General features: G+C 29.1%; 14 protein-coding genes and 1 riboswitch. All 14 genes read right to left on the reverse strand.

The window, feature by feature from the left end:
* Nucleotides 1-3: 3 nt before the first annotated feature.
* The 14 genes from Tmeso_RS11280 to treR all read right to left on the reverse strand — a co-directional run bounded on the left by Tmeso_RS11280 (nucleotide 4) and on the right by treR (nucleotide 15,691).
* Complete coding sequence (locus Tmeso_RS11280) at nucleotides 4-1,524, reverse strand: ABC transporter ATP-binding protein (RefSeq protein WP_099191236.1); 1,521 nt, start codon at nucleotides 1,522-1,524, stop codon at nucleotides 4-6.
* A 217-nt stretch (nucleotides 1,525-1,741) separates the two neighbouring features.
* Complete coding sequence (locus Tmeso_RS11285) at nucleotides 1,742-2,746, reverse strand: BMP family lipoprotein (RefSeq protein WP_099191238.1); 1,005 nt, start codon at nucleotides 2,744-2,746, stop codon at nucleotides 1,742-1,744.
* 33 nt (nucleotides 2,747-2,779) lie between these two features.
* On the reverse strand, nucleotides 2,780-3,454 hold the full coding sequence (locus tag Tmeso_RS11290) for a Crp/Fnr family transcriptional regulator (protein WP_099191240.1): 675 nt from the start codon (nucleotides 3,452-3,454) through the stop codon (nucleotides 2,780-2,782).
* 333 nt (nucleotides 3,455-3,787) lie between these two features.
* A complete protein-coding gene (locus tag Tmeso_RS11295) occupies nucleotides 3,788-4,489 on the reverse strand; it encodes a hypothetical protein (protein WP_099191242.1) in 702 nt (233 codons plus the stop codon).
* A 71-nt stretch (nucleotides 4,490-4,560) separates the two neighbouring features.
* Nucleotides 4,561-6,861: a xanthine dehydrogenase family protein molybdopterin-binding subunit gene (locus Tmeso_RS11300; RefSeq protein WP_099191244.1), complete on the reverse strand. Its 2,301-nt coding sequence runs from the start codon at nucleotides 6,859-6,861 to the stop codon at nucleotides 4,561-4,563.
* Between the two features lie 2 nt (nucleotides 6,862-6,863).
* Nucleotides 6,864-7,313 carry a (2Fe-2S)-binding protein gene (locus Tmeso_RS11305; RefSeq protein WP_099191246.1) on the reverse strand — a complete coding sequence of 150 codons (450 nt, stop codon included), beginning with the start codon at nucleotides 7,311-7,313 and terminating at the stop codon, nucleotides 6,864-6,866.
* A complete protein-coding gene (locus tag Tmeso_RS11310; RefSeq protein WP_099191248.1) occupies nucleotides 7,314-8,102 on the reverse strand; it encodes an FAD binding domain-containing protein in 789 nt (262 codons plus the stop codon).
* Nucleotides 8,103-8,246: 144 nt separating this feature from the next.
* A complete protein-coding gene (locus Tmeso_RS11315) occupies nucleotides 8,247-9,587 on the reverse strand; it encodes a uracil-xanthine permease family protein (RefSeq protein ID WP_099191250.1) in 1,341 nt (446 codons plus the stop codon).
* A 233-nt stretch (nucleotides 9,588-9,820) separates the two neighbouring features.
* Nucleotides 9,821-10,393, reverse strand: coding sequence for a xanthine phosphoribosyltransferase (locus Tmeso_RS11320; RefSeq protein ID WP_099191252.1), 573 nt, complete (start codon nucleotides 10,391-10,393; stop codon nucleotides 9,821-9,823).
* Nucleotides 10,394-10,539: 146 nt separating this feature from the next.
* Nucleotides 10,540-10,641: riboswitch (purine riboswitch) on the reverse strand.
* Nucleotides 10,642-10,890: 249 nt separating this feature from the next.
* Entirely contained in the window at nucleotides 10,891-11,664 is a 774-nt protein-coding gene (yqeC, locus tag Tmeso_RS11325) for a selenium cofactor biosynthesis protein YqeC (protein ID WP_099191254.1), read from the reverse strand.
* 299 nt (nucleotides 11,665-11,963) lie between these two features.
* A complete protein-coding gene (locus Tmeso_RS11330) occupies nucleotides 11,964-12,257 on the reverse strand; it encodes a SunI/YnzG family protein (protein WP_099191256.1) in 294 nt (97 codons plus the stop codon).
* A 281-nt stretch (nucleotides 12,258-12,538) separates the two neighbouring features.
* Nucleotides 12,539-13,168, reverse strand: a complete 630-nt coding sequence (locus tag Tmeso_RS11335; protein ID WP_099191258.1) for an NAD(P)H-dependent oxidoreductase — start codon at nucleotides 13,166-13,168, stop codon at nucleotides 12,539-12,541.
* A gap of 190 nt (nucleotides 13,169-13,358) precedes the next feature.
* Nucleotides 13,359-14,621 (reverse strand): bifunctional lysylphosphatidylglycerol flippase/synthetase MprF, encoded by a 1,263-nt coding sequence (locus Tmeso_RS11340; protein ID WP_099191260.1) that lies wholly within the window; start codon nucleotides 14,619-14,621, stop codon nucleotides 13,359-13,361.
* A 359-nt stretch (nucleotides 14,622-14,980) separates the two neighbouring features.
* Entirely contained in the window at nucleotides 14,981-15,691 is a 711-nt protein-coding gene (treR, locus tag Tmeso_RS11345; RefSeq protein WP_099191262.1) for a trehalose operon repressor, read from the reverse strand.
* Between the last annotated feature and the right edge of the window lie 36 nt (nucleotides 15,692-15,727).

Consider the following 15,727-nt stretch of genomic DNA (forward strand, 5'->3'; position numbering starts at 1 on the left):
TTCCTAATTTCTATTTCCTGTCATATAGTATCCTATATCCTGCTTAGTTATTTCTGTGCTCTTAAATTCTCCAGTTATTTCTCCATCGTAAATACTTATTATTCTATCTGATAATCTAAATATCTCATCTAATTCAGCAGATACTAATATAATTGCACACCCTTCATTTCTCTTTTTTATAATTTGTTCATGTATAAACTCTATAGCTCCTATATCTACACCTCTAGTAGGCTGAGATATTAAAAGTATAGGAGTATCAAATGAAAACTCTCTTGCAATTATAACCTTTTGCATATTACCACCAGATAAAGATCCTATCTTTACTTCTTCAGAAGCAGTTCTTACATCAAATTTTTCTATTAGTTTTTTGGCATATTTTTTTATGCTGTCTCTTTTTAAGTGTATACCTTTAGCTGCAAACTCTTCATCGTGTTGCTTTCCCATTAGAATATTATCCTCTATAGAAGACTCTTTGCTCATCCCAGTAGTAAGTCTATCCTCTGGAATATGCGCAACCCCTAAATCTCTTATTTTTCTAGGAGATAAATTAGAAGCATCAACACTATTTATAGTTATACACCCTTTTTCTACTTTTCTCATACCAGCTAGAGCTTCTATAAGTTCACTTTGTCCGTTTCCTTCAATACCAGCAACTCCTAGTATTTCTCCAGCTTTTATAGAAAGGTTAACTCCTTTTAAGGCATCGAATCCTCTATTATCCTTAACCCATAAATTTTCTACATTTATTAATGTATCTCCAACGTATTGTTTTTTCTCTATATTTTCAAATAATACTTCCCTTCCAACCATCATCTCGGCAAGCTTTTTCTCAGTTATATTCTTAGTCGCTTCTACTCCTATTAACTTTCCTGCTCTCATAACTCCTACTCTATCGGATATTTCTATAACCTCATTTAATTTATGAGTTATTATTATAACTGTCATATCCTTTTCTTTAACTAGCTTTTTTATCACGACAAACAATTCTTTAGTCTCTTGAGGCGTAAGTACAGCAGTCGGTTCATCTAATATTAAAATATCCGCTCCCTTATATAAGGTTTTTAATATCTCTACTCTTTGCTGAACTCCAACCGATGCATCTTCAACTTTTATATTAGGGTCTACCTCAAGACCGTATTCCTTTGATAAATCTCTTATAGCTTGATTAGCCTTTTCTTTATCTAAAAAAACACTATTCTTCTTCATCTCATTACCTAAAACAATATTTTCCGCTATAGTGAATGATGGAATTAACATAAAGTGCTGATGAACCATACCTATACCTTTTTGTATAGCTGTTGATGGACTAAATTCCTTTATCTGCTCTCCTTTTATAAAAACCTGTCCTTCAGTTGGTCTGTGAAGACCATACATAGTTTTCATAAGAGTAGATTTACCAGCTCCATTTTCACCTACAAGTGCGTATATCTCTCCCTTTTTAACATCAAGAGATATATTATCATTTGCAAGAACTCCAGGAAATCTTTTTGTAACTCCTACAAGTTTTATAATTTCATTACTCATACGTTGGCCTCTCTTTTCTATTTATTAGCTAAAATTCGTCTAGTCGCTACGCACTGACTCATGTCGCCAACGATCCTACGGGCTCCGTTGCTCAAAATAGTCGGCGTTGTAGCACTTTCAGCAATATTATTCACAACTTGAAATTAATATAATTTTATACCCATTATTAAAAAAAGAAGAAGATTATCTTCTTCTTTTTATTTTTAAAGATTTTGAATTATTTAGCTTCTGGTACTTCTATTTCTCCAGATATAATCTTCTTGCTTAACTCATCTATCTTAGCCTTAGTCTCATCGTCTACTAATTTAACCATATCATCTGATCCATAAGACATAGATACTCCATTTTCTTTAGCTCCATATTCGTATACCTTTCCAGCTTCAAACTCATTGTTTTGAACTTTTTCTAAAGATTCGAATATAGATAAATCCACAGCCTTAATCATACTAGCTATTATGTTATCTGGATTTATATATCTTTGATCTGAATCCACACCTATTGCAAACTTATTAGTATCCTTAGCAGCTTCAAATACTCCTTCTCCTGTCTTACCAGCAACTTGGAATATTATGTCAACACCTTTAGAATAAAGAGCAAGTGCACTTTCTTTACCTTTTGCAGGATCTTCGAAATCTCCAGCAAATATAGTTTCAACTTGAATATCCTTATTTACATATTTAGCTCCAGCTTCATATCCTACTTGGAAGTTTCTTACAACAGGTATATCCATACCTCCTACCATTCCAATCTTTCCAGTCTCACTCTTCATAGCAGCTAATGCTCCAGCTAAGAAAGAACCTTCATTTTCTTTATAGTCAATACAAGTTATATTATCTACACCTTCTATTACATTGTCTATATATATGTATTTCTTATCTGGGAATTCTTTTGCAACTTCTTGTATTACATCATAAAATTCAAATCCAACAACAACTACTACATCACTTATATTTGAAGCTTGAATTAATTGATCAGTATATAATGTTGCATCATTTTTACACTCTAGCACCTTACCTGTTGCTCCTAATTTTTCTATTGCCATGTTTAAACCTTCATTACTTGAATCATAGAATGATCTATCTCCAAGTCCACCTGCAACTACTAACCCAACCTTTAATCCACCTTCATTACTACTCTCTTGAGGCGTTGTTGATCCACAACCAACTAAGAACATTACTAATACTAAAGTCATACTTAAAATTCCTAATAATTTCTTTTTCAATTTATTCTCCTCCTTTTATCTTAGCCCTTAGGCTTAAAATCTTTCTTCTTCTCTTTCATCTATAAGCGAGTCTATATTTATTATCTGTATCTTGTATCTATCTACATTTATATAACCCTTGTCACTTAATTCTTTGAGTATTCTATTTATACTCCTCGTTGTAACCACAAACTGCTCGCTTAACTGATTCTTACTTATATAAAAATTGTTTAAATTTTTCTTTTCTCTTTTCTCATAAGCAGTTATAAGATAATCGCAAATTCTAAATTTTAATGAATACAAAGTATCTTCTATCGCTTTTTTAGATAAGTCATAGCTTATTTTGCATAAACTTTTTAAAAGATATAAAGTTATATCATTGTCATTTTCAATCCATTCAATAAAGTGATATTTTTTCATTCTAATCAGTGTTACATCTGTTATACTTTTTATTTCACATATATACGGTAAGCTTTCAAATATTTCTAATTCACCAAAATAACTACCTTCTTTATATATAGATTGAGAATACGTTTTCCCTTTTTCCGAAGTATGATATACATTAACGCTCCCACTAACTATTACATAGAAATATTCATATACATCATTGAATTTGCATATTATACTTCCCTGCTCATATTTCAAAACTTCCCATTTTTCTAAAGTAGATTTATGTGAATTTAATATAAGTTTAAATATTGGATAATCCTTATTCAATATCTCTTTCAACTAAATTCCTCCTAACTTAATTATAATTTGTCGTTTTTCGTTTTTGAAGGACATATGTCCCATTTATTATATACTATTTGAAAAAATCATACCGTATGATGTATACAATATTACTTTATGTTATATTATTTATTTTTATATATTTTTTTGATTCTACCTTAATTTTATTACTATGTTAATTATATTATTTATTTGTATACATTTAAATAGAATTAAATATTCTTCTCTTAAGAATTTTAAATGTAAACTTACTTAAAATGTAGCTTCTTAATCAATATCATCACAAGATTCAAGATCGTATAATTTGCAAAAAAAAGATGCCTTAAAATTATTTTAAGACATCTCTTTAAAACTAATATTTCTTAATGTTATTCTTATTATTCTTCTTAAAACCGGTCTAACTTCAGGAATTGTAATTCCATAATATCTTATATCTCTAATAACACCTGTATTAGATCTAATTAGATTTCTTAGAATCTCTAAAGAAGCTTGTTGTATATCTAAAGGTGGATTATATATATCAATACTTCTTAAAGTAAATGCAACTACTCTTCTTACTATACTTCTAACTTCATTTTGTGGTATACCAAGTTTTTGTAATCTATTAAATATATTTGTTGTATCTCTAATTATATTGGTTATTCTTCTAACTTCCTTTTGAATATCATATACAGGAGTTGGCTTTTCAATATATAATAAAATAAATATTATTATTTTTTTTAAAAGTCTATATATTCTTTTGTATTCTATTCCATACATACTCAATATTAAAAAGAACCATGAATGTTGTTTATTCAAGTCCTTTAATAAATAATCTGCTATTTCTTCGTTTGTACCTTTATATTTATAATAATTATCTTGCACATAATTAACCATAAATCTAAGTAATGATATAACAATATTTTTATTTATGCCCTGATTATAGATGTTAGGAAAGCCACTTTCTATTTCTTTAATTATATAACCTACATTTTTCTGATCTTGTCTATATGAATTCTCATAATTTCTCAATATCATAAATGGATTAAAAAACATAAAACCACCTCCAAAAATTTATCTCTTATATAATACGTAAAAAATTTTAGAAGGTGATTCACATTAAATTCCTATATTTTATTTTCTAATATCCCCATTAGAACCTTTTCAGGTGTAATAGGTAGGCTTCTAATATTAACACCAACTGCATTATAAACAGCATGTGCAATTGCTGGTGATGGAGTATTTATTACAACTTCACCAATAGATTTTGCTCCAAATGGACCTGTTGGTTCATAACTTGATTCAAAATCTACAGTTAACTTTCCTATATCTTTTCTACATGGAATTTTATACTGCATAAATGTATTTGTCTGCATTTTCCCTGCATCACTATGTTTGACATCCTCATACATTGCCATTCCTATTCCCTGAACAAGCCCTCCTTCTACTTGAATTCGTGCAAGTTTTGGATTTATAACCGTTCCACAGTCAACAACTGCAACATAATCAATTAAATCAATTTTACCACTTTCTTTATCAACTTCTACCTCAGCAAATCCTGCAATAAACGGAGGAGGGCTTGTTTCTCCACCAAAAGAACCTACTCCTATCAGTTGATTTTTTCCTTCTCCAATTGATAGACGTTGTGCTATTTCATCAATAGATAATACATTATCTCCATTTATTGTTCTTACAGATAATCCATCAAACATTAAATCTTCTTTTGATATATCTAGAAGATTTGCTGCATTTTCTAATATTTTATTTTTCATATCTTCACTAGCTTTTATAACAGCATTACCAGTGACATACGTTGTACTAGAAGCATATGAACCTGTATCATATGGAGAAATATCCGTATCAGCAGTGTGTACAATTATCTTATCCATTGTAGTTTCTAGAATATCTGCTGCCATTTGTGCAAGAATAGTATCTGATCCTTGTCCCATATCTGTAGCACCTAATAAAAGAGTATAGAATCCATCATCATTCAATTTAATTACTGCTGAAGCTGTATCTATCCCAGGTATACCAGACCCTTGCATTGTTATTGCCATACCAACAGCCCTAACCTTTCCATTACCCATATCTTTTCCACGGTACTTTTCATCCCATCCAACAAATTTCTTTCCTTTTTCAATACATCTATCAAGAGTACAACTTGCTAAAACAACAGGATGTCCGTCTTTAGAACCTCCTAAAATAGGATTATTATCCCCTTCTTTTATAATATTCTTTTCTCGAAGTTTGGCAGGATCTATATTTAACTTAGCTGCTAATTCATTAATTGCTGATTCTAATGCAAATATTCCTTGAGTAACACCATATCCTCTTAATGCTCCTGCTGTCATTTTATTTGTGTACACTACATTACCCATATATCTTACTGCTTTTGCTTGGTTATATAGTGGAAGTGTTTTATGTCCTGCAACACTAAATACAGTCCATGCATGTTCCCCATATGCTCCTGTGTCAGATAAAGCCTGCATATCTATAGCCTTAATATTTCCCTCTTTATCTGATCCTATCTTTACTTTAATTTTCATGGCATGGCGACTAGTTGTACAGCTAAATGTTTCTTTTCTATCATAAACAATTTTTGCTGGCTTTCCTGTTTTAAGTGTAACAATTGCTGGAAAGACTTCTACAGATGCTGTTTGCTTTCCTCCAAATCCACCACCAATTCTGGGCTTTATTACACGAATTTTGCTCTTTGGAATTTGTAAAGCTCTTGCAACAATTCTTCTAACATGGAAAGGAATCTGTGTAGCACTCACAATCGTAAGTCTTCCATTATGATCTATATAACTAAATGCACGATATGTTTCCATCATTCCGTGAGCTTGAGCTTGAGTATAATAGGTTTCTTCTACCACAACCTCACTATTTTCAAGTTCAGCTTCTACATCTCCAACTTCTGTTTTATAAGAAGCGGCTATATTTTTTTCTTTATTCATACCAATATCAAAATTAACATGTAAATCATCTTCTGGGTGAACAGTAGATGTATGTTCTTGTGCTTTTTCAAAGTCCAAAACAGGTTTATATACTTCATAATCAACCTTAATTAATTTCATAGCTTTTAGTGCAGTTTTTTCGTCTACTGCAGCTATAATTGCAACTTCATCTCCTATATAACGAACATATTCATCTAAAATCAATCTATCATAAGGAGATGGCTCAGGATAAGATTGACCAGCCATTGTAAACCTTACATTTGGAACATCTTTATGTGTGAGTATACATTCAACTCCGTTTAATTTTTCTGATTTTTGTGTATCAATATTTTTAATCTTTGCAAAAGCATAAGGGCTTCTAAGAATTTTTACAACCAATGAATTATTATCTAAGTCATCTGTGTAAACAGGTTTCCCCGTTGCAATATCCATTCCATCAATTTTTGAAATTGCACTATTTACAACATTCATACTTATACTACCCCCATATATTTTTTTATTGCTCTTAACTGTCCAACATAGCCTGTACATCTACAAAGATTTCCTGTTAAATAGTGAACAATATCTTCTTCTGTAGGATTTTTAAGTTCTCTTTTCATTGCAAGTACAGTCATGATAAATCCAGGACTACAAAATCCACATTGTTCCGCTCCTTCATTTACTAAGAACTCAGCGAACTCTCTTGCCTCTTCTTGAACACCTTCAATAGTTGTAATTCGTTTTTTATTAATACTTGCTGAAAGAATGGAGCATGAAAGAACAGGCTTATCACCTAACCATACTGTACATAATCCACAAGATCCTGTGTCACAACCTTTTTTTACACTTAAAAACCCATATTTTCTGAGTGTATCTGCTAAAAATTCATCACATTCTATTTCTACTGTCATTTTTTTATTATTAATTATAAATTCTATCTTCATTTATAAAACCTCCATTAAAGCTCTTTTTACAAGGACTTTACAAATTACCTCTCTATATTCTTTACTACCTCGCATATTACTCCCAAAATTTAATTCTTTTGCAGCTATACTTGAAGTTTGTTCAATGTCTTCACTAGTTAATTTACTTTTTCCTAAGTATATAGAAGCTTCTTTTGCAATCTTTGCCCTTTGAGGTCTTGCTCCAACTACTATCTTAAAGTCTGTATTTTCTTTTGAAATAGCTACGTTTAGTATCGCATAATCACTATTTGAGTTTCTAATTGATTTAAATACTGCTTTTTTATTTGTTTTTGGAATAATAATTTTCGTTAAAATATCTTTTTCAAAGTCTTTTTGTAAAAATTCCTCTAAAGATATTCTTCCTTGTTTATAAAGTACTACATCTGCATCTAACGAAAGTAGAGCTGTAATTAAATCAGAGAATCCATATTTTGAATAAACAGTTCCTCCTATTGTTACACTATTTCTAAGCTGAACGCCTACTATGTTTTTTACAGATTCAGATAAAACCCCATTAAAATATTTTGTTAAAATAGGGCTTGTTTCTATTTCACGAAAAGTAGCCATGGCTCCAATATCAATTGTTTCATCACATTCTTTTATATAGTTTAAGTTGATTTTAGATAAATCAATCGCTGTTCCAATGTTTTTTGATCCCATTCTTAAAAAAGCACAGCCTCCTAATACCGTATTATTTCTTTTAGATTTTAAAATATCATACGCTTCTTCCAATGTTTCAGGAAATACATAATTTTGTATAGAAATCAATTGCATTCCTCCCTCAAATTAATATTTATTAAATAAAATTCACTTTATGCTGTTCATAAATTCAAAGTTCTATAATTTACTTATAATTAAATAAAGGCATGATATTGGGTTTCAATATATGCCTTTTATTTAAACTAATTTTTTCTATGCTCCAGAAAGAGATTTATTAGTATTGTGTTCTACTTTTTTCTCCTGATTTTCTGGTAAAACAATATTTAATATAATTGCAATAGTTCCTGTAACAACCATTCCTGATCCTCCAAAGATCATTTTCACTGATTCTGGAAAACATGCAATAGCTTCCGGTACAGAACCAAGACCAAAGCCTAAGCCCATTGCAACTGCAACAATCATGCTATTTTTACCAGTAAGAGGCTCTTTTGTTATAAGATTAATTCCACTAATAGCTATCATAGAGAACATAACAATAGTAGCTCCACCTAATACACTTTGTGGCATCAAAGCAACGATAGTTCCAACTTTAGGAAATAATCCAGTTAAAATTAAGAACACTGCCCCTACAGCAACTACAAATCTACTCATAATACCAGTCAATGCAACTAATCCAACATTTTGGCTAAAAGATGTATTTGGTAAAACATTAAAAATAGCAGCTAAACAGCTTCCTAATCCATCTGCCATAATTCCTCCTGAAAGTTCTTTATCCGTAGCCTCACGATTAGCCCCACCCATTGTAATTCCTGAAATATCTCCAACAGTTTCTACTGTTGTTAAAATATACATTAAAAGCATCCCAACAATTGCGTCTATATGGAATGTCATTCCATATTTAAAAGGTACAGGAAAAGATACCCATTTAGCTTGTGATAAAACAGAAAAATCAATTTTTCCCATTGGAATAGCTACAATATATCCAACTATAATACCGATTAATATCGACGCCATACTAGTAATTCCTTTTGTATATTGATTAAAGAATAATACCGTTAATAAAACAATTGTTCCTAAAATAAGATTTGATGGTGACCCAAAATCCTTTGAACCAACTCCCCCTGCGAAGTATTTTATTCCTACCGGTAAAAGAGATAATCCTATAGATAATACTACTGTTCCTGTTACTACAGGTGGAAAATATTTTCTAAGTGGTTTCAAAAAAGCACCCAATATCATTTCAAAAAATCCACCAATTAAAGATGCACCCAGCACACCAGCAAGTCCATATTTTGCAGATATACTTATACCTACAGGCAAGAATCCAAAACTTGTACCCATAACAATAGGAAGTTTTGCTCCTATTGGTCCAATAGGATAAAGTTGAATTAAAGTAGTTACCCCAGCTATAAACATAGCACATTGGATTAAGAATGTTTTTTCATCAACAGGTAAATTCATAGCATTTGCAATGATAATTAAAGGAGCTACATTTCCTGCAAACATTGAAAGTATGTGTTGTAATCCTAACGGAATTGCTCTATGTAGTGGGGGAACCCCATCTAAATCATATATTTCCTTATCATTTTTCATATTTTTTCCTCCTAATGCTTTATTATAAGAAATTCGCTTTATGCTCACGCATAGCCCATATCGCCAATGAGTCCTCCCATTTGAATATCCTTTTTCTGAAATCATTATAACATAAAAATCAATTTTTACGAACCTTTTTTTGTTTTTTTTATTTTTTGTTTCTTATTTAGCGAACTTTAATTGTAGAGTTTAGTATTTTAAGTTCGTTCATTTTACTTATATATTAACTCCCATTAAGCAAAATCAATCCCATCCTTACTCATAGAATTAATAATTGCTAAAGATTCTACCCTTATACCATTATCTCTTAGTAGCTTTCCTCCACCTTGAAATCCTTTTTCAATAACAATTCCAATACCAGCTAAATTAGCTCCTGATTGATTAACTAAGTCTTTTAACCCTAGTGCTGCCTGTGCATTAGCTAAAAAATCATCAACTACTAATATATTATCTGTATCATTTAGATAGTCTTTGCAAACTTTGGTTGAATAAGTTTTACCTTTAGTAAATGAATAAATTTTACTCTCATATGCATTATCATTATCTACATTTTTACTTTCTACTTTTTTAGCAAATACTACTGGAACATTAAAATATTGAGCTGCTATTACGGCTATGGCAATCCCAGAAGCTTCTATAGTTAAAATCTTCGTTATATTATCATCTTTAAAACGATTTTTAAATTCTTTTCCTATTTCATTTAATAAATTTATGTCTAATTGATGATTTAAAAAACTGTCAACTTTTAAAACATCGTCCCCTCTAACTTTACCTTTTTCTAATATAACTTCTTTTAATAATTTCATCCTTATCCTCCTTTAAATGATAAAAACCCCCATTTTAAAAAATGGGGGTTTAGTATATTACTTCATGTCTATGGTTAGCATAAAATCAAAAATATATTATTTGTATTACAAAAACACATATAATTATACTTTAATCGTATGCTATTAACACATGCCTAAACACCCATAGTTGAATAATTTACGGTTATTCGGTAGAGACTTAGAGACCATATTTCCCTAATTATATGAGTGATACTATTCTATTTTTATCCTACTAAATTTTATAAAGCGAAACTTAATTCAGATGGAGTTTTTACTGCAACTGAATTTTTAGTTAAGCTAATCCAGAAGCTGTTAAGTTCTTATCTTCAGCCTTAAGAGGATGTAATCTAGAACTTTTAGCTTTCGGATAAAGTTAATTCTAACTTAATTTAAAGTAAAAATCAATACTATTTTTTAATATATTCCAAATGGTTAGTGCTTCCTTTATTTTTTTATTCCTCTATGATCCACATCGACTATTTTACGACCTTTTTGATTTTAACTTCATCATACCTTTCTCTAATAATACTAGATGTAATAATACCCCTTACATTAAACTCACTTTTAATTAGTAATTCTATAATTCCTGAAGATACTTTTTGTATTTCTTCACACTCTATCTTATTTAATACAATGTATTTTTTGCATTCTTCAGGAGTATTTTTAAACAACCCTTTATCATGTATAATTAATCGAAATACCTTTTCTTCATCTATTATTTCTTCGATTTTACTATTTGTTATATTACAGAACAACTCTGGTCTATGAACATTTTTCTCATTTATTTTTTTTCCGATACAGTCTAACCCGATAACTCCCACTACTTTATCCGTATTAATAGGTATAACTGGTTCATGTTCAGCGGGTGATTTGATAGATTTTCTTTTAGATCCATCCGCTTCAACTAAAACATAATCAAATATTCTAAGATTATAGATTTCATCTATCACTTCCTTAGAGAGCCCTAAAAGTTTATTTTCTTTTGAAATTTTTCTTCCTATAACAGTAATGCTTCCTTTTTTGATTTTATTCATATTACATATGTCAATTGAATCATTTATAATTAATTCATCATACTCACCTTCATCGGGGTAGTATATTGCTGTTGAAGTCGCAATTAATACTTTTTTATTCATATTTTTTAATTCTTTTGCTAATTTAAATATACTAGTAGTTTTTCCTCCCCCACCTACAAATGATATCATTTCTGTTCCTGTAAAATCTATATCAAACCATTTATAAATTTTCATAGTTTTCCTGCTTTCTGCTAGATTTTCATTTAATATTCATTTTCCCGACTAAATATTTCCATGAAAATAATTCGTATTATACGAATTATGTTAGTTCCACTATCCAACGTATAATTATAACACTCCTTTATTTCATCATCTACTAATTCTATTATACCATGATTTTTCCGAGTGCTTTTTTAAAATATATATAAATATAAAGAGAAAAGAACTATCTTTCAAATGATTATTCTAAATCATTATTAGACAGTTCCTTTTTATTAATTACTTACATACCATACACAATCCAAATATTATTTTTATATAAACATTCCCTTTATATTTATATTCGGTTTTATCCTTCTTATTTTATTTACTAAGATATGAGAACCATTAAGACTTATGAAATATGATTTATTGTCTTTTGTTTTTATTATTATTCTGTCGGGTTGACCATTTTGCATTCCTATACTATATTGGTTATTATCTTGAGATGTATAATAAGTAGATTCTTCAATTTCTTTTATATCTTCTATTGCTATTATTAATTTTGAGAATGCATATTTTATCACTAGTTTATCATTTACTATTTCGTATTTTGTGTTCAAAAACACCATAAAGTATCCTATAACAATACATAGAATCAAAATAGTTATGATGGTATAAATAATAAAACACCTCTTTTCTTACTTTGTAGTTATTTTTTTAACACACTTTCATTATACACTTTTTAAGATTTTTTTTCCATATATTATATTCTATTTTGTATATAAATATAATAAGTTCATTTCATTACTTAAAAATCCATTTATCAATAATTTCCTCTATAATTTATTAAAAGCGAAAATAAGAGATATATCTTTTATAAAAGATATATCTCTTATTTTTTAATGTATTAGAAAAATTTGCATATTGTTTCAATTTCTTCACTTATCTTAGATTTCACCTGTTCTTTAGAAAGTACACTAGTGCCATCAATTACTATAGAAGATATATCTTCTACACCTATAAATGGCATTATAGCTTTCATATACGTGTTTCCAAATTCAATATTATTAGCAACTGCTTGTTCATACATACTACCCATAGCTTCTATATGTAAAGCCTTTTTATTCTTTAGTAGACCAACGGGACCATTTTCAGTGTATTTAAAAGTCTTTCCAGCTATACATATAGTATCTATATAAGCCTTCATCATAGGTGGTAATGTAAAGTTCCATAGAGGGGTTACAAATATATACTTATCAGCATTTATAAACTCATCTGTAAGTTCATTTATTCTAGAGATTTTTCTTTGTTCTTCTTCCTTTAGACTTGTAAATTCACTTCCCCCTTGAAGCTTATTCCATCCACTTAAAACATCTTTATCTATAAATGGAATATATGTATTATATACATCTATTTCTACTATCTCGTCATTAGAATTTTGATTTTTATATAAATTTATAAAATCTCTTCCAGCAGATAAACTAAATGAATCCTCTTCAGATTTCGGGTTAGCAGTAATATATAAAACTTTGCTCATTTAAATCATTCCTTTCACTTGGCGATATATATGTTTTACCCAATAAAGTGAACTTTAATTATATTTATTTTTTGTAATGTATGGAAAAATCACCTATAGATAACTTAAAAATAATATTAATTTTAAAAACTAAAAAATCTGTAAAATAGAATTTCTGTGTTAGAGTTTTACCTTCTATTAGCCTATTTTACTACGCCTTTCTCTTTATTTGATTTATTAAAAAATCCTTAACTCCACCAGGATTTTTTACTTTTATCATAGAGTACGCCATTTTAGGAGTAAATGTTCTAGGATAATATGCTAGAAACCTAGGTTCCCACATTGTTGGTCCATATTTCTTTTTATATTGATGAAGGCTCTTAAATCCATAAAAATTATTAACATTTTTGTAAATAAATTCAAATGCCAATAAACTTATTCGTATTTTTTGTTTATCTTCTCTTATATTAGCAAGAGGAGCGACTCCTAAACTTCCCCACTTAACTCCTTCTGTTTTCATTTCATTAAAAGCATTAATCATAATCTTTTCCATAACTCCTATTGGTGCATCTTTTTTTCTTCTAGTAACATCTGCATAGTATCCTTCCCCACCTAAAAATGGCACAAAAACAACAAATCCTAATATTTTTTTATGTGAATCAACTGCTATGAAATATCTTCTATCCATAGGTTTGTCTAGACTAATACTTCCTAACATAAAAGATAACTCTCCGCTTTTCTTAAAAGAAAGCCATTCATTTGAAACTTCTAGTATTTCCTTTTCTATGATAACATCTTTGTTTTCTAAAGGTTTATACTCAAATACTTCAACCCCTAATCTGTTAGCATTATTAATGGCCTGCCTTATTTTTGAAGCCTTTTTCCCAGATGTAGTGTATGTTTGTAAATCAAATATAGCTTCTTCTCCATATTTAATAAATCCAAACCCCAACTCATTGAATTCATTTGTAAACTTTTCACTTACTTGACAAAAACAAATACGTAATTGTTTTTCTTTACAATAAGAAATAAATTCTGATATAAAGTCCTCAGCATCATCTTCATAACATATTGGATCTCCTGCACAAACTGCAACTCCCGAGCTTATAACATAAGCGATTGCACCTTCTATATTTTCAGAAAAAAAGTATCTTTTATCTTTTTCTAAAGCCAAATATGATATTGAATTATATCCATATTTTTGTAGATATCCCCTAACTCTAGTTCTATCTTTACTTAATACAATTTCGTCTATACAAGGCTTTTTTTTATAGTTTTTATGAAATAGGAAAATTAATAGAAATCCATTTAAAATATATAAGTTCTTATGAATTAAAATTGATTTAAAGTGTAAAATTTTAATGTTTTGAGGTAATACTAATATAATATTAGATATTCCCAATAATAATATGAAGAAAATAGGATTTTTAATAAATATTTTTTTGAATTTACTGGTTAAATTATAACTGTTCATATAATGTATCTCCATTCTAAATTTAATTATCCGATTACTAGGAACTATAATATTCCTAGTTACATTTTAAATATAATCGATGACTCTTGATTTATGCTTAATTAAATCTTAAAATTTTCTTAAATTTTCTATTTTTGATTCAATACGCAAGTAAGAGACGATTCATAAATTTATTTGATAAATTTCCTGAACCGTCTCCTTAAATCAATCATATGTATAATCTTTTGTACTCTTCACCATACCACATTTTAGAATTTAATACAAATATTTTTGTTAATCATCAATATTATCCATAATCTAAAAGTATTATAGTTTACTTACATGAAAAAATAACCTCTTGAAAGTTCCCGAGGTTATTTTTAATTTCTTCTTGCAAAATCCACGAATCTAAACTTATCAGGTCTATGTCTTGATTCTGTATATTGGAACAAGCTCATATCGTCTAGATATGTATAGTTTTTTACTACAACTATCATATCATATTCTTCTAAATCTAAATATTTTCTATCTTCTTTAGTAGCCTTTTGCATAGTTATTTCTTTTTTAGCAAATCCTATTTTAAGTCCAAGTTCTCCCTCTATATATTCGTATACTGAATCCTTACATACTTCTTCTGTAAGTTGTGATATATATTTTTTATTGAAGAAATCCTTATCGAGTATAATTCTTTGATCCTTTATCTCTCTAACCCTTATAACCTTCCATACATCACTATTTTTAGATATATTTAATTGATTCATTAAAAAATCATCTGGTTTAATAAGTTCAAACTCCTCTAATATAGTGTTTGACTTAACACCCATTTTATTTGCCAATTCTTTAAAACTCGTAAGTCCTGATATAGGAAAATCAAACTTATTAATATTTAGTACAAACGATCCCTTACCCTTTATTTTTTGAATATATCCATTTTGTTCCAAAAGGTTCAAAGCCTTTCTTATAGTATCTCTTGACACATTATATTCTTTCATCAACTCATTTTCAGATGCAAGCTTCGTACTTGGCTTAATATCACCATTTTCTACTTTTTCCTTTATTTCATTATAAATAATTAGATATTTACTTACCATATATTATCACCTTAATATATTGTAACTTTTTAATGG

It is taken from the genome of Tepidibacter mesophilus, assembly GCF_002724055.1.
Taxonomy (GTDB): Bacteria; Bacillota; Clostridia; order Peptostreptococcales; family Peptostreptococcaceae; genus Tepidibacter_A; species Tepidibacter_A mesophilus.